This is a genomic window from Helicobacter sp. 16-1353 (assembly GCF_003288815.1).
Taxonomy (GTDB): Bacteria; Campylobacterota; Campylobacteria; order Campylobacterales; family Helicobacteraceae; genus NHYM01.
Genome location: NZ_NHYM01000014.1, coordinates 1 through 15,071, shown reverse-complemented (window position 1 = coordinate 15,071; position 15,071 = coordinate 1). Strand labels below are relative to the sequence as shown.

Genomic DNA, 15,071 nt, shown 5'->3' with positions numbered 1-15,071 from the left:
ATTCCACATCAAAAGTATAGAGAAATAATATGCAAAGAATTAATGTAAATAAGCCCTATTTGCCGGATAAAAACAAGTATTTTAAATATCTAGATAAAATCTGGGAAAATAATCATCTAACGAATTTTGGACCTTTGAGCCTTGAGCTAGAAAATCGGCTTTGTGAGTTTTTGGGCGTGGATAATATTTTGTTTCTAGCTAATGGCACTTTAGCATTGCAAGTGGCATACAAACTAGCTGGATTAAAAGCAAAAGATAAGATTCTAACGACGCCTTTTTCATTTGTGGCGACCACAGATACGGTAATGTGGGAGAATATTGAGCCGATATTTTGTGATATAAATGCTAAAAGCCTTTGCATAGATGAGATTCTACTAGATTCTATGCTTACTAAATCTAGTGTAGAATCCAAAATAGAATCAAATATAGATTCCCAAATCACTCATAATATCAAAGCTATTCTGCCTGTTCACACATTTGGCAATACTTGTGATTTAGAAAAGCTAGAGCAAATCGCAAAAAAACATCATCTAAAAATCATTTATGACGCTGCCCATGCATTTGGCGTGAAATATAAAAATAAAAGTGTTTTTAGCTATGGCGATATTTCTACGATTAGCTTTCACGCTACAAAGATTTTTCATAGCATTGAGGGCGGAGCGATAATCTTTAGGGATAAAAGCCTAAAAGATGAGGCAAAGTCGATTATTAATTTTGGACTTAAAAATAATATGCCAGAAGTTTTGGGAATCAATGCTAAAAATAGCGAATTCCACGCAGCTATGGGACTATGTGTGCTTGATGATATGCATTATATTTTAGAGGATAGGAAAAGAGTTTGGGAGTATTACTTTAAACACTTAAAAGATATTTTTGAGTTTCAAATCCTAAATCCAAATATAAATAACAACTACCATTATTTCCCTATTTTATGCGAGAGCGAGGAATCTTTATTGGAAAAAATTAGGATTCTAAATAGTAATAATATTTTCCCACGCAGATATTTTTACCCTAGTTTGGATACACTAAGCTTTTACAATAAATCCAATGCAAAATCTTGTAAAATAAGCCAAGATATAGCAAGTAGAATCCTTTGTTTACCGATATATGTGGGCTTGGAGCAAGAATCTCAAGATAAAATTATCAAATGTTTAATATCTTAAAAAATGAGTTTTTAAAAAGGGGAATTTATGAAATGCATTATATGCGATAGAGAGACAAAATATTATTTTACTACTGATTTTACAACCCATCATCAAGGCAAATTCAAAGACCAACTTGATAAAAGCGAGTTTTATAAATGTATAAATTGTGGATTTACATTCTCAAAGACATTGTATGAAATGCCATATGAAAAGTGGTGTGAGCTAAATCTCAAAGCCCATACGCTATTTGAAAGTCAGCATTTAGATTCTAGGCTTAGCAATCAACCGCCATATTTAGCCCAAGCGAGTATGATAAATATATTAGCAACTAATAATATCATTCAAAATAATTTAGTGGAATCTTCGCAAAATGGGGGGGGGGGAGCAGTAAAATAAAAAATCCCTCCAAACCCAACATTAACTCCAAACATATAAAAACTTTTGATATGCTAGATTATGCTGGTGGTATCGGCTCACTTGCTAGAATCTTGTATAAATATTATGCTATAGAATTATTGGTTTATGAAGATTATATGGATTCATATAAAAATGATAATGAAGTAAAATATATCGCCAAAAATGATTTAGATAAATATTCTATCGTGCTTAATAGTGCGATGTTTGAGCATATCACAAAAAGAGAACATTTAGAGCATATAAACTCCCTTGTGAAAGATGATGGAATCCTAATAATCCACACGCTAATTCGTGAAAATATCCCAAAAGACCCAAATTGGTTCTACATACTGCCTATTCATTGTAGTTTTCATACTAATAAATCTATGGAGATTCTAATGCAAGATTGGGGATATACACAATCAATCTATAGCCCTATTTCAAAATGCTGGATTCTATTTAAGGAAAATAACATAAATTGCATAAATGGGAATCTAAAGGATTTCGCAGATTCTATAAATATGGAATTACAACAAAAATATTTTTTCTATAAGAATGGATTTATGGATTATTGGCGAGATTAATAAATCTTAGATTCTAGTTTATAAATGGGATAATTATTATAGAATGATTTCTCTACATAACATAGAGATTATATCATAACCATCCCATTTAACGCTTATATCTAGAGCATTTCCAATAGGGACTATCCTATCTATGCCACGAATATTATTTGTAATAACGCCTTTCAAAATCTCCTTAGAATCTAAACCAAAATATGTAATTGTTTGACATTTTTCAGTAATCGACAAAAACAATTCATCAATATCATTTAGCACACATTCATAGAATAATCCACCAATTCCCCTCATCGTTTGGTTTATGGCATTGGCATTATTTATTTCTATTCTATAGAGTATATTTTCATCTCTTTTAAAGGATTTTATTGCCTCATAAGAATCTATTGCATTAATGCAAACAGAAGTAAATTTATCTATCGCAACAATATCACTTAAAATATATTTATTAGCATTTTTAGCAATAAATCGCCAAAATCTTTCCCTAGATTCTATATCATCATTTATCCAATACACAATCTGTGGCGATGAACATGCATTTTGGTCCATAGAATATGTATCATTATAGAAATTATTTGCAAGATATGTTAATGCAGTATCATCTAGCTTTTTTATGGAATCCCCATTGATAATACAAATAGAATATCTATCACAAAAACACACATCTACACATCTAGGCTTTGTTGTATATGATTTTAATAATTTTATTGTTTCATCTCCGCCCCATATCATTCTACAATCTGCTATAGTGGAAAATTCTTGACTCCATTGACTTTCTCTTGGATATTCTACAAATGTTGTTGCTTTTTTTACATTAGGATATTTATCAATTATATTAGAGATTATCTCGCATAATATAATATTTTGTTCATATCTCTTACTAGGCAATCTAACGATATTGGAATTACCAGCTAAAAGACCAAAAAAATACGAAAAAGCAAAGTTGATTGGAATATTAGCGGGTGCTATGTGGAAACAAAGTCCTCTGCCTAATTTTGCTTGAATATTTAAAATATTAGATTTTATGGTATGAATATTTGCACTCCTACACCAAAACCCAAGAGATGCTAAATCTTTATAAATTCTAGTATAAGGACTTTTGAAAATCAATGTAGAAATCTCACTCAAATAAGAGCAAACCTCATCACTACATACAGCCATAGGAGTATTATAAATCTCTTCATTTCCTAATATATAATTAATTTTCATAGGTATCCCCACAACCTCTAATCTCTGCATTTTGTATTCTTCCTAAGATACTAAAATACTTCCCTTTTCTCTTGCATAAACAATCATCTTCTCCTAAAATCACACCACAATCTTCGCTTAATATAGAATGTCCCGGATATGATGTAGGCAATAAAGATAGTAATTGAATAATGCCCTTTTCTCCAAAATCACATAACGACCAATCCTTAGCTTTCCTTACAATAATATCCGAAAATATGCTTGTGTGTAGATTCCCATATTCACATTCCATAAAAATACTACCAATTTGTTCTACCATTCCATAATAATCATAAATATGTCTTAATCCACATACATTTCTCAAACAATTATTAAATTCTTTTTTTGATACTGCTTGGGTTATAAGCTTTTTCCAGCCACCGCCGTGTATGAGATTGGCATTTGATAAATCAATATCATAATTATGCTTTAGTAGATTTTGATAAAAATATTGCCATATGATAAAAGTAAATCCAAATAATAGAATCTTTTCATTTCTATGCTTATCTAAAAAATTTTTTATCTCATTAATATTAATATTCATATCATCATCTAATGCATATATCTTATCTGTGCCAAATATAGAAAATCCTAAGATTCCAGCACCACGAGCTGAGAATAATGCCCTATTTGTGATAACTTTCTTACTATCTATGATAATCATAGGCATTCTAGTATCACCTATAAAATTGCTAACAATCTTACTTAAAAGTTTCTGTTGATTTAGACTTGATTGCCTATCTAAAACAATCTTAGATACTACTTGTGAGCTAGTGCCAGATGAAGTTAATATTTTATATTGCTTCTCTTTATCTATGCTAGATAAAACATATTCTTTAAATAATCTCACAGGAATAAATGGAATATGCTCTATGGATTTTATGCGATTTAAGTCTAGCCTTAAGATATTAATGATTTTTCTATATTCTTTGCAATGTTGATAATGAAATGTTGTAAGATGTAATTGATGCTTTAGTAAAAAAGCCATTTTTTGCTCTCTATCTAAGCAAAAAGGTTCTATGTTAAATATATCATCAAACATTTTCTTTGCCTAAATTAGCATATAGAATCTTTCCAGATTCATTTTTTGGCAAAATATCAATTTCCAATATGCGAAATGCTATTGCATTTAACCCTGTCTTTTTGGTAATAAAATCAATTAGCTTTTGTTTAATTTTATTTGATGTGATATAAATATCCATTTTATCATCTACCCCGACACAGGCACATTCACAAGCAAATTTATCTTTAATCAATCTTTCCATCTCATCAAGATTCACTCTATTGCCAAATATTTTTAAAAATCTATTCTTTCGTCCAACAATATAATAAAAACCATCTTCATCTCTCTTTGCTAAATCTTTAGTATGTAATACACCGCAAAATTCATCACTCTTACTCAAATCATTTCCATTCACTGCATATCCCAAAGCTACATTTTTCCCATAATACACCAATTCGCCTATGGTATTTGCATCTTTTATAATATCACCATTTTCATTTATAATCTCAAATCTTCCATTAGGGATGGCAATACCCATTGCACCTATTTTATTTATAGAATCTTTTGCGGGTAAATAGCCCATTCTAGGACTTGCTTCTGTTTGTCCATACATCACAATAAAATCCTTATTATTTTCTAACGCCCATTTAGCAAATTTTTTATGTAGTTTTTCTGTAATCTTTCCACCAGCTTGTGTAATCGTTTTTAAACTTGGTAGTTGAAAATTAAAAAAATTTAATTTATCTAATATCTCAAAAGTATATGGAATACCAGAAAAAGAAGTAATATGATATTTTTTCATAATCTCCCAAAACTCTTTTTGCATTATAGAATATTGGGTTAAAACTATACTTGCACCAGCTTGTAAGTGAGAATTGATAATAGATAATCCAAAAGTATAATTCATAGGCAATGTGCTAATTGCACATTCTTTAGAATCTATTTTTAGATATTCTATAATTTGATTAGTGTTTATGGCTATATTTTCATAGCTTTGTCTAACAAGTTTAGAGCTACCTGTAGAGCCAGAAGTGGTGAGTAAAAGGCTTAGGTTATTATATAATTGATATGCATTATTAAATGGGGTTTTTACTAGATTGTAATTTAGGGCATTAAAACAGATTTGATAATTATCTTTGATAAAGCTATATGCTAAATTATCTGGCAAATATATATAATCAGGCTTATATAGCGATATATAGCTTTCCAAACTCTCTTGGTCTATATCAGCTCTAAGCATTAGTGGCACAATATTGGCATTTAAAAATCCAACATACCCAACAAGTGAGCCTAATGTATTAGTGCTTAAACAAAATACTAAACATCTTTTATTGATATTATTAGTTAGGTTATTACACATTATATGTAACATATAGTAAGTGATATGATAATCATTTTCTATAATAGCGATTTTATCTCCGTATTTATCTAATAGCCACATTGATTTTCTCCCCAAGAAATACATCTATTAATCTAAAAGATTCTTTATGTCCGGACAATACAATAAGATTCCTATCTAGGGATTCTAAAAATGGAATAGTAATATTTTTATAATCTTTAGTATTTCCTCCCGGGAATCTAGTAATAATAGGAATATCCTTAAACAAAGAATCCCCGCTAAAGATTATCTTATCATCAAATACAATACAACAACTACCAAAAGAGTGTCCCGGAGTGGCATAAAAAGCTAAATGATGATTTTGCCATTTATAAAAAAATTTATCATCAAAAATAATATCTGCGTTATATGAAAATGCCTTATATTCTTTATTAAAATGCTCTAGATTATTTGTTCCATTTAATCTATCTCTTTCCTCTAAAATAAAGCTTATTAATAATGGTCTAGTGTTTTTTAAGATGGATTTAGCACAAGCTTTTTGACATATAAGAGTAATATTAAAATGCTTAGATAGCCAGTCAATGCCACAAATATGGTCATAATGCTCGTGGGTCAATAAAACCAAGATATTTTTGATTTGATTTTCATATAATAATTTTTGCATAGATTTCGAAAAATGTGGGTCTATAATCAATGCTTCATTATTCTCTATAATCACATACATATTGGAATCTATATAGCGAAAAACAAAGCGATATATAGATAAATTTTCAATATTATATATGCTTATCAATATCTATATCCTTTTTATTTATAAGATAACCCGCTTTTATATTAGACTTTATTCTAAATCCTACAATCTCATCTATTTTATCAGGCGATATACCTTCTGCGGGTCGCTTAAAATCCAAATCACACAACGATAGAATCTCGCCTCTTTTCAAATCTCTTTTTGCCACTATGCTTCTACGCATTTTTAATCTAGATGCATATTCTTCCTTAGTTATTATTCGATGTTTATCTCCCATAGCTTGATAGACTTCATTACAACCATTAATAAGTCTTAAAAAATCTTTTGGCTCTGTCGCCATATTATTATCCATACCCATTTTTTTATTATCAAGTGTAAAATGTTTTTCTATCAATCCACAGCCCAAAGCCACTGAAGCAATGGCAATATCAACCCCAATAGTGTGATCTGAAAAACCAATAGGATATTTAGGAAATAATTCCCTCAAACCTACAATATTATTTAGATTCACATTTTCTATCTTAGTTGGATAAATCGATACACAATGCAATATAATAATTTTATAATTCCTAGTGGATTCTATGAGATTTACTGCTTGTTTTATTTCTTCTATTGATGACATTCCAGTAGATAAAACAATGGGTTTATTCTTTGTTGCTATATATTCCAAAAAAGGGAGAGTATTTATATCTTGCGAAGCAACCTTGATATATGGCACTTTGCATTCATCTACTAGAAAATCAACCTCATCATTAGAATAAGGCGTTGAAGAAAAATCTATGCCTATGGATTTAGCATATTTGGCTAATTGCAGTAACTCATTTTCCCTAAGGGCAAATTTATCTACAATACGCTTTTGTATAGGATTCTTATCGTAATAATCATTTGAATAAAGGCTATTTGCACTCCAAGATTGAAACTTTACGCAAGAGATATTTATCTCCTTTGCTTTGTCTATCATTTCCTTTGCTTTATCTACACTACCATTATGACTAGAATTAATCTCTGCTACTATATAAGGCTTAGCATAATCCCCTATTAATATATTATTATCTAACATTACTTCTGCCATTTTTTCTCCTATTGGTCTATTGGTTTTATTATCATTTCTTTTAGAAATAATTCTCTATCTAAAAATGGGGATTGGTCTTCTAATCCCCTTTGGACTATTTTTCCATTCAAATCTTTAGTAAAAGAATTATGAATATAGTGTTGATTCTCTAATGTATCAATCTCGCAAATCACAGCTTCATTTGACAATATAAGCTTTTTTAAATCTTCTTTTAATGTCGTAGAATCTAAGATATGCATATATTTTATTCCAAAACATTCTGCGACCTTAGCAAAATCTGGACAAGAGATTCCATCGCTTGGGTCATTTCCTATTGTGCGATTACGAAATAATTCTTTTTGTCGCTTCCTTATAACAGCATAACAATTATTATTAGAAATAATGATTTTAATGGGAAAATTATGATATTTTATTGTTTGTAATTCTTGTAAATTCATCATTATAGAACCATCACCAATAATCGCCACTACAGGTCTATTACTAGCTACATATGCTCCATAAGCAAGGCTTAGTGCTGCACCCATACAACCTTGTGAAAAAGGCTCTAAACATATTTGGTTTTTTCCAAATTCAATACTTGTTGGGATAATTAGCTCTTCTAATCCCGCATCACAAACTACAATAGCATTACTTGGCAAAATACCACTAATACAATTAGCTAATTCATATAAATCAATTCTTGGAGATTTATCATTTTCTTTATTATGCTTATGAAAATTTTCATATAATGGAAAGATATTCTTATAATGCAAACATTTATCAATCCATTCTTGCGGAGCTTTATAGATATTTTTTATCAAAATAGTATCTATAATATGTCCAATATCTCCTATAATCTTACAAGAAATATCAAAAGATAGCTTTGCTAATTCATTGCAATCAATATCTATAATAACTTTTTTTGCTTCTCTTGCAAATTTCTTTGAATCACCAATACTAAAACTATCAAGCCTAGCTCCTATAGCAATAACTAAATCTGCATTTTGTATTGCCATATTAGCGGCTCTATTGGCTGCTAATGTTCCTATCGCTCCTATAGATAGGATTTCTTTTCTACCATAAATATCCACACTTGATTTTTCATATACTATTGGGATTTTTAGATTCTCTACTAGTTTATAAATACTATCCAAACCCCTACAACTATTTCCTATAAGCAATATAGGGCGAGAAGAATTTTCTAAAAGTTGAAATAAAATATTAATATTAGATTCTATAGATTCTATAGATTTGACTTGATTTGGAATAAATCTTCTTAATTCACTAGAATCTATCATTGCACTTTGAATATCAAGCGGAATATCTATCCACACAGGACCTTTTCTCCCACTTAAGCTTTCAAAAATAGCTCTATCTAAATGATAGGCAATATCTTGTGGATTTTCTACCATAATGGCATATTTTGTAATGGACGATACTATGCTTATAATATCAGATTCTTGTTGCCCAAATGTCCTTATTGGTATCTTAGAAAAACGAATTGTTTCTCTCAAGTGATTTTGCCCTGAGATAAATATCATTGGCACTTCATCTTGATAAGCACATAATAATGGGGTTATGGCATTCGTGCTAGCACAACCACTAGATACCATACAAACGCCTATATTCTTATTTGCAACTGCATATCCAAACGCTCCGAATCCTGCAGCTTGCTCGTGATGAGTGCAAACATAATCTAGATTCTTATTTCTAGCTAAGGCATCGCATAAGAAAAGATTCCCCCTACCATTTACTAAAAATATAGTAGATATATCAATATCAACTAATCTTTGCATAATATAGTCAGCCACACGCATAAAACTACCTATATTTTTGGTCTAAATTGATTCATAATAGATGGGACACTTACCATAAATTCACATTTTATAGCAACTTTATCTTTTATATATCCTATACTACTACCCTTAGCAAGTCCCCTTTTATAAGAATCCAGCTTCGCTTTAATATCCAATCTATCGCCCGGCTTAATTTCTATAATAAATTTATTATTACTACTAATTAGATTCGTGCTAATTGAGCCTTTATTTTCTAATGTTAAAAATGTCATTATAAACATTTGCACTAGCGATTCTGTAAGGATAAAGCCCGGCACTATAGGATTATCTTCAAAATGTGGCGGGAAAAACCATTCATTATAAGTAAAATTTTTATAGCCATTGGCATATTTGCCGGGCATTACTTCTTCTACAATATCCAAAAAGAACCAAGGATAGCGATTTGCCTGATATTTTTGTATCTCTAAAGGATATAAATTTCTTAATATCATTATCTTACCTAACATTGATATTATATTTTGCAAGAATCTCCTTGCCTTTTTCAAACGAGCTAAAATCTATAATATCATCTGTTTCAAACATAATGCCAAACTCATCTTCTAATGCCGCTATTAATCCCATATGCCCTACACTATCCCAAGATTCTACACTTTGGTATTTAAGTGTTTTTAAATCTTCTTGTTTAACACCTAAGGTTTCACAAAATACTTTTTGATATTTCTTAATCATTATTTTCTCCTTTTATAAAATCAACCCATTCTTTTATCATTTGCTCTCTACTTTGAACATCGCTAGGAGTTTCATAGTAGAAAAGCCCTAGATTCTCACTTGATTTAATCTCTAAAATACAACTGCCAACCGAAAGCCCAACACCAAAAGATGAGAATAGAATCCGCTCAAATTCCTTACCTTTCATTTCATCACAAAAGTTTATTAACACAGATGTGCCACCACAATTGCCATATTTACTAAAAGTTTGACTAGATGCTTTTTCTGGTGGAATACCTGCGTGTTTTATGATTGTTTTTACTATTTGTGCATTTGCTTGATGTATTGCAAAAAAATCAATATGAGAAAAATCCATATTTGCATACTCTAAAATCTTTGCAATAGAAGCGGGAGCTGAGGAAATAGCAAACTTAAAAACTTCTATGCCATTCATTATAGAATCCCATAAATGTATGGGATTGTCGTTATTATCTTTAATCTCCATATCAATAATATCTTTTCTAATAGGAAACCTAAATCCACCAGCAGGAGTTACGATATGCTTCCAACCACAACCATAGCTTTGCAAATGAAAAAATGATTTGGTTTCTTTTGGTGAGTATTCTAATAATATTGCTGCAGCTCCATCACCAAACAACATAGAAGAATTTCTATTTTCAACATTAGATATTGCACTACTTAGTGAGCCTTCTAATAATAAACATTTTTTAGAAGCCCCTGATTGGATAATAGAGTGAGCAACCCAAAGTGCATAAGTCAAATCTGTGCAACCCAATCCACTCATATCAAAACACGCACATTCATTAGATAGATTCAAATGTCCTTGGATAATACAAGCAGAACAACTTCCATTATAATCGTGATTAATAGAAGCCACTATAAGCGTATCTATACTACTAATATCAATATTTTTTTCTTGGATTAAGATTCTAGCTGCCCTTTCACAAAGGTCTAATGTGCTAACACCTAAAGGAGCTATATGTCGTTTTTTTAATCCTAGTATTTTTTTATTTCTTTCAAAATGTTTTTGACTATAATAATATTCTTTCTCATCATCAATATCTATAAAATTCTCAGGAACAACGCCTACAATGGCTTTAATTTTTACATTTGTAAAATAAGATAATGACATTACTTCACCTCGCCAATTTTTATTGCAGGATTGCCAAACATATATAGATTATTTCCACAGCCTTTATATATCACAGATAGTGGGCATATAATATTGTGATTCCCAATTTTTGCCTTTGGTAAGATAATGGCATTAGTGCCGATTGAGTTATAGTCCCCTACTCTAACATTACCCAAAATACAAGATGAAGGCAGAAATGTATTAAAATTGCCAATCTTGCAATCATGCCCTATACTCACATTTCCATTACATAAATTTCCATCTCCAATATCTATATTTACAGTAGAATAAAAAGGTGGGATAAATATATTTGCTTCGCCATATATAAAGCTATCAGCAAGATATATCCCTTTAGCAATCAATGTCCAAAACTTCCCACCTAATGATTTAATATCATCATAAATCTTTTTTCTTAAGATGGAATCTCCTGCTCCAATAATGCAATAATCATTATCCCTAAATGTATATTCACTTACCTCACCTATGTATAAATGTTGGACATCTTTATAATCCACCTTGCAACCATATCCATTATGTCCCAAAAATCCACCAAATCTAATTTCTTTATTACATTCAGCTAAATTTTGTAAATGAAAATACACTTCCCTAGCAAAACCATCTCCACCAACAATAAATATATTTTTCAACTCATTTCTCCAGAATCTACAATATAGTTCTGCCCTGAAATAAATGCTGATTTATTAGATAATAAAAATATTGCCATATGTGCCACATCATTTGGATTACCAAAGCCAAATGGATATAAATGTGTGCGATTTTTTACAAAAAATGCCATATTCTCGCTCATTGGAGTGTTTATATCCGATGGTAATATGGTATTAATCCTTACTCCAACATTAGAGTATTCCTTACTAATAGCTTTACAAGATGCATTTAAAGCCGCTTTTGCTCCACTATAAGCAAGCATTCCATTTAATGGCATAATGCTAGATAATGCCGAGATTATAACTATAGAAGTATCTTTATTTGCATTATTTGCTCTCTTAGCAATCTCTTTTATCATTAATATAGGGATAAAATAATTAATATCAAAATCCGCTCTCATAGATTTATAATCTAGTGATTTTGTAGGCATAATATTTGCAACTCCCGCACAATACACCATTCCAAAGAATTTTCCATATTTTTCCTTAAGGGTTTGAATGTAATTTTTCATATTCCCCCCCCCCATACAGAGTGCATAAATCCATAATTTCAATATATATATTATTTGGATTCTTGCAATCTGCTTTTAAGGATTCTAATCGTTGTTTATTTCTAGCTATAGCAATAACACTAGCTCCAAGATTATTTAAAAGTAAAGCTGTGGCTCTACCTATCCCAGAACTAGCACCCGTAACTATATAAATCTGCTCTTTATTAAAAGCTATCATCTCACACCCCCACTATCTAGTATATAGTTCTGCCCTGAAATAAATGCTGATTTATTAGATAATAAAAATATTGCCATATGTGCCACATCATTTGGATTACCAAAGCCAAATGGATATAAATGTAATTGAGAGCGTAAATACTCCTCCTCACTAGCATTTGTCATTGGTGTATCTATAATAGAGGGTAGAATGCAATTTACGCGTATTTTATTTTTTACGCTTTCATTTGCAATAACCTTCATAGAAGCACATAAAGCTGCTTTTGCTCCACTATAAATACTATGTCCTTTATCCGAACAAATAGCAGCAATAGATGAAATCGCAACAATAGATGTCCCATACCCTACATTATTTCGCTTATCAATCAAACCTTTTGTCATAAAGATAGGAGCATAATAATTAATATTAAAATCGCGTTCCATATCTTCATATTCAGTAATAGCAATTGGCTTGAGTTCGCTAACTCCCGCACAATATACCATTCCAAAGAATTTTCCATATTTTTCTTTTAATGATTTGACATAGTTAGGCAAATCATTAATATTCTCGCATAAGTCTTTTATCTCAATATATATATTATTTGGATTCTTGCAATCTGTTTTTAAGGATTCTAATCGTTGTTTATTTCTAGCTATAGCAATAACACTAGCTCCAAGATTATTTAAAAGTAAAGCTGTGGCTCTACCTATCCCAGAACTAGCACCCGTAACTATATAAATCTGCTCTTTATTAAAAGCTATCATTTCCCTATTTTCCTATTTAATATTTCCACTAGCCAATGCGATTAAATCTAATATGCTTTTTGCTTCATTAAGCTGTTTTAATGTCAATTGAATAGAAAAATGTTTAGCAAAAAACGCCATTAAAGACATTTTGGATAGTGAATCCCACTCTTCATAAGATTCTAAAATATCATTTTCATTACAAGGCTCTTCCCTTTGTAGCAACTCACTTAATTCATTTAAAAATTCTTTCTTTGTCATCATTACTCCTTATTAAATTTATTTAGCCAATATTTCATATAAACCTCTTTACTCATAAAATGTGATGGTCGCTCATAATATCTATCCCGCATTTCTTCATAGCAATAAAGAGATGGGGGGGGGGGAATCACTCATATCTAAAATTGAGCTTGCACACACTAATCCATTTCCAAAACCACAGCAAAGCAATGTATCTTTTTTACTTTCTATGGGGAGTGTTGCGATTGTAGTGGGGATAGAGCACATTGTATTATTGCCAAAATGTTCAAAGGCATAATATGGGACTTTGCTATCATCAAAACCACATAACGCCCCTATTTCTTTTACAATCTGTTTATTTGCTTGATGTAGGCAGAGATAATCTATAGAATCTACTTGTTTTTTAGCATACTTTAAAAGGGATTCTATATTTTTTGGGATAATATCAATAGCAAAATTAAACACTCCCATACTATCCATATAAGATGTTCCTATATCAAAAGGGATAGATTCTCCATTTTCTTGTTTATAGGAATGTTGATATAGGGATTCTATTAGGCTTTTATCCTTACTTAAAAACCTAGTTCCGCTAAATGGAAGTATTAAATCTTCAAAATTATCACTTATCGTATCTATATTAAAATACGATTTTCTGCTCCCCTGCTCTATAAATGTAGCCACTCCGCCATCGCCAAATAATGGGGCTTGTGCTCTATCATTTATATTTTTTAAAATAGATGGAGTATCCGCACATAATAATAAAACATTTCTACTCGCTCCACCTTCAATCATTCCAAAAGCTATGTATAATCCAAAAACCCACCCAGCACAACCTTGATTAATATCTGTGGCGATACATTTTTTAGATAATCCAAGTTTATGATGAACATAATATGCACTAGATGGACTTTTATAATCTGCTTCTTGTGTAACATTAATCAAACAATCAATATTTGCTCGATTAATATTATTATCTCTTATTAAGCACTCCGCAGCCACAATAGCCAAATCACTTGCTGTAGTATTACTATCTGCTACTTTTCTTTTGTGGAATCCTACGATTTTTCTCATTCTATCGATTTTTTTAATAGAATTCCCATAATATTCCATCTCATCATATATATTAATTTCCTTTTGTGGTAAAACTATAGACATACAAGAGATGTTACTTTTTTCAAAACTAGCAAACATAATAAACCCTATATATTCTTATCCATTTATTTAAAATTCCCATCTTAAGCCTTAAATCTACTAATGAAAAATATTTATATTGTCCCATAATCAATCTATCTTTTATAAAAGTTTGAAAATAGATAATTTTCAAATTTTTTACAAAATAGGCAAATTCGTAAAAATAACGCAAAATAGAAATATCTATGAATATTTAATAAGGTATAAAAATAATTTAAAAATTATATTTTTTAAGTATAATACGCTAAAAAATATCGAGTTTATAAGAAAATAGAAGTTTTGAAAATTATCTATTTTCATAATTAAATTTAGGAATATGATGAAAATCTTTGTTTTTAGCGATAATATAAATATATTCAAAGCTATATATAAGATTC

The 15,071-nt window shown here is 30.3% G+C and carries 18 protein-coding genes; 3 read left to right on the top strand and 15 right to left on the bottom strand.

Annotation, left to right across the window (positions count from 1 at the left end):
* The first annotated feature begins 29 nt into the window (after window positions 1-29).
* From CCY99_RS08095 to CCY99_RS08085, 3 genes are read left to right on the top strand one after another with little or no spacing between them, the layout of a single operon-like run.
* The gene (locus CCY99_RS08095) at window positions 30-1,163 is read left to right on the top strand and encodes a DegT/DnrJ/EryC1/StrS family aminotransferase (RefSeq protein ID WP_112060916.1); all 1,134 of its coding nucleotides are present in this window, start codon (window positions 30-32) and stop codon (window positions 1,161-1,163) included.
* 27 nt (window positions 1,164-1,190) lie between these two features.
* Complete coding sequence (locus CCY99_RS08090) at window positions 1,191-1,541, top strand: hypothetical protein (protein ID WP_112060915.1); 351 nt, start codon at window positions 1,191-1,193, stop codon at window positions 1,539-1,541.
* A gap of 50 nt (window positions 1,542-1,591) precedes the next feature.
* Window positions 1,592-2,125, top strand: a complete 534-nt coding sequence (locus CCY99_RS08085; RefSeq protein WP_112060914.1) for a class I SAM-dependent methyltransferase — start codon at window positions 1,592-1,594, stop codon at window positions 2,123-2,125.
* Window positions 2,126-2,161: 36 nt separating this feature from the next.
* Here the strand turns inward: CCY99_RS08085 and CCY99_RS08080 are convergent, their stop codons facing one another.
* The 15 genes from CCY99_RS08080 to CCY99_RS08010 form a co-directional block, all read right to left on the bottom strand.
* A complete protein-coding gene (locus CCY99_RS08080) occupies window positions 2,162-3,358 on the bottom strand; it encodes an acyl-CoA reductase (protein WP_112060913.1) in 1,197 nt (398 codons plus the stop codon).
* Window positions 3,318-4,388, bottom strand: coding sequence for an acyl-protein synthetase (locus CCY99_RS08075; protein ID WP_112060912.1), 1,071 nt, complete (start codon window positions 4,386-4,388; stop codon window positions 3,318-3,320). The genes CCY99_RS08080 and CCY99_RS08075 overlap by 41 nt, the downstream gene beginning before the upstream one ends.
* Complete coding sequence (locus tag CCY99_RS08070; protein ID WP_112060911.1) at window positions 4,381-5,790, bottom strand: AMP-binding protein; 1,410 nt, start codon at window positions 5,788-5,790, stop codon at window positions 4,381-4,383. Before CCY99_RS08070 ends, CCY99_RS08075 begins: the two co-directional genes overlap by 8 nt.
* Window positions 5,774-6,481 (bottom strand): MBL fold metallo-hydrolase, encoded by a 708-nt coding sequence (locus CCY99_RS08065; protein WP_112060910.1) that lies wholly within the window; start codon window positions 6,479-6,481, stop codon window positions 5,774-5,776. Before CCY99_RS08065 ends, CCY99_RS08070 begins: the two co-directional genes overlap by 17 nt.
* On the bottom strand, window positions 6,465-7,511 hold the full coding sequence (locus tag CCY99_RS08060) for an N-acetylneuraminate synthase family protein (RefSeq protein WP_112060909.1): 1,047 nt from the start codon (window positions 7,509-7,511) through the stop codon (window positions 6,465-6,467). The genes CCY99_RS08065 and CCY99_RS08060 overlap by 17 nt, the downstream gene beginning before the upstream one ends.
* Before the next feature lie 8 nt (window positions 7,512-7,519).
* On the bottom strand, window positions 7,520-9,307 hold the full coding sequence (locus CCY99_RS08055) for a thiamine pyrophosphate-binding protein (protein ID WP_112060908.1): 1,788 nt from the start codon (window positions 9,305-9,307) through the stop codon (window positions 7,520-7,522).
* Between the two features lie 8 nt (window positions 9,308-9,315).
* Window positions 9,316-9,810 (bottom strand): 3-hydroxyacyl-ACP dehydratase FabZ family protein, encoded by a 495-nt coding sequence (locus CCY99_RS08050; RefSeq protein ID WP_220092249.1) that lies wholly within the window; start codon window positions 9,808-9,810, stop codon window positions 9,316-9,318.
* Window positions 9,782-10,015: an acyl carrier protein gene (locus tag CCY99_RS08045; protein WP_181646898.1), complete on the bottom strand. Its 234-nt coding sequence runs from the start codon at window positions 10,013-10,015 to the stop codon at window positions 9,782-9,784. Before CCY99_RS08045 ends, CCY99_RS08050 begins: the two co-directional genes overlap by 29 nt.
* Complete coding sequence (locus CCY99_RS08040; protein ID WP_112060907.1) at window positions 10,008-11,147, bottom strand: ketoacyl-ACP synthase III; 1,140 nt, start codon at window positions 11,145-11,147, stop codon at window positions 10,008-10,010. Before CCY99_RS08040 ends, CCY99_RS08045 begins: the two co-directional genes overlap by 8 nt.
* Window positions 11,147-11,794, bottom strand: coding sequence for a hypothetical protein (locus CCY99_RS08035; protein WP_181646897.1), 648 nt, complete (start codon window positions 11,792-11,794; stop codon window positions 11,147-11,149). The genes CCY99_RS08040 and CCY99_RS08035 overlap by 1 nt, the downstream gene beginning before the upstream one ends.
* Window positions 11,791-12,324 carry an SDR family oxidoreductase gene (locus CCY99_RS08030; protein WP_181646896.1) on the bottom strand — a complete coding sequence of 178 codons (534 nt, stop codon included), beginning with the start codon at window positions 12,322-12,324 and terminating at the stop codon, window positions 11,791-11,793. The genes CCY99_RS08035 and CCY99_RS08030 overlap by 4 nt, the downstream gene beginning before the upstream one ends.
* Window positions 12,299-12,541 carry an SDR family NAD(P)-dependent oxidoreductase gene (locus CCY99_RS08025; RefSeq protein ID WP_112060904.1) on the bottom strand — a complete coding sequence of 81 codons (243 nt, stop codon included), beginning with the start codon at window positions 12,539-12,541 and terminating at the stop codon, window positions 12,299-12,301. Before CCY99_RS08025 ends, CCY99_RS08030 begins: the two co-directional genes overlap by 26 nt.
* Window positions 12,538-13,284 (bottom strand): SDR family oxidoreductase, encoded by a 747-nt coding sequence (locus tag CCY99_RS08020; RefSeq protein ID WP_112060903.1) that lies wholly within the window; start codon window positions 13,282-13,284, stop codon window positions 12,538-12,540. Before CCY99_RS08020 ends, CCY99_RS08025 begins: the two co-directional genes overlap by 4 nt.
* Before the next feature lie 12 nt (window positions 13,285-13,296).
* Complete coding sequence (locus CCY99_RS08015; protein ID WP_112060902.1) at window positions 13,297-13,524, bottom strand: phosphopantetheine-binding protein; 228 nt, start codon at window positions 13,522-13,524, stop codon at window positions 13,297-13,299.
* A gap of 96 nt (window positions 13,525-13,620) precedes the next feature.
* Window positions 13,621-14,694 (bottom strand): 3-oxoacyl-[acyl-carrier-protein] synthase III C-terminal domain-containing protein, encoded by a 1,074-nt coding sequence (locus CCY99_RS08010; RefSeq protein WP_112060901.1) that lies wholly within the window; start codon window positions 14,692-14,694, stop codon window positions 13,621-13,623.
* Between the last annotated feature and the right edge of the window lie 377 nt (window positions 14,695-15,071).

Excerpts from the sequence above, each read along its gene's own strand:
- CCY99_RS08045 (WP_181646898.1), bottom strand. The coding sequence starts at position 10,015 with ATGATTAAGAAATATCAAAAAGTATTTTGTGAAACCTTAGGTGTTAAA.
- CCY99_RS08060 (WP_112060909.1), bottom strand. The coding sequence starts at position 7,511 with ATGGCAGAAGTAATGTTAGATAATAATATATTAATAGGGGATTATGCT.
- CCY99_RS08020 (WP_112060903.1), bottom strand. The coding sequence starts at position 13,284 with ATGATAGCTTTTAATAAAGAGCAGATTTATATAGTTACGGGTGCTAGT.
- CCY99_RS08080 (WP_112060913.1), bottom strand. The coding sequence starts at position 3,358 with ATGCAGAGATTAGAGGTTGTGGGGATACCTATGAAAATTAATTATATA.
- CCY99_RS08085 (WP_112060914.1), top strand. The coding sequence starts at position 1,592 with ATGCTAGATTATGCTGGTGGTATCGGCTCACTTGCTAGAATCTTGTAT.
- CCY99_RS08070 (WP_112060911.1), bottom strand. The coding sequence starts at position 5,790 with ATGTGGCTATTAGATAAATACGGAGATAAAATCGCTATTATAGAAAAT.
- CCY99_RS08055 (WP_112060908.1), bottom strand. The coding sequence starts at position 9,307 with ATGCGTGTGGCTGACTATATTATGCAAAGATTAGTTGATATTGATATA.
- CCY99_RS08015 (WP_112060902.1), bottom strand. The coding sequence starts at position 13,524 with ATGACAAAGAAAGAATTTTTAAATGAATTAAGTGAGTTGCTACAAAGG.
- CCY99_RS08030 (WP_181646896.1), bottom strand. The coding sequence starts at position 12,324 with ATGAAAAATTACATTCAAACCCTTAAGGAAAAATATGGAAAATTCTTT.
- CCY99_RS08095 (WP_112060916.1), top strand. The coding sequence starts at position 30 with ATGCAAAGAATTAATGTAAATAAGCCCTATTTGCCGGATAAAAACAAG.
- CCY99_RS08075 (WP_112060912.1), bottom strand. The coding sequence starts at position 4,388 with ATGTTTGATGATATATTTAACATAGAACCTTTTTGCTTAGATAGAGAG.
- CCY99_RS08010 (WP_112060901.1), bottom strand. The coding sequence starts at position 14,694 with ATGTTTGCTAGTTTTGAAAAAAGTAACATCTCTTGTATGTCTATAGTT.
- CCY99_RS08025 (WP_112060904.1), bottom strand. The coding sequence starts at position 12,541 with ATGATAGCTTTTAATAAAGAGCAGATTTATATAGTTACGGGTGCTAGT.
- CCY99_RS08090 (WP_112060915.1), top strand. The coding sequence starts at position 1,191 with ATGAAATGCATTATATGCGATAGAGAGACAAAATATTATTTTACTACT.
- CCY99_RS08040 (WP_112060907.1), bottom strand. The coding sequence starts at position 11,147 with ATGTCATTATCTTATTTTACAAATGTAAAAATTAAAGCCATTGTAGGC.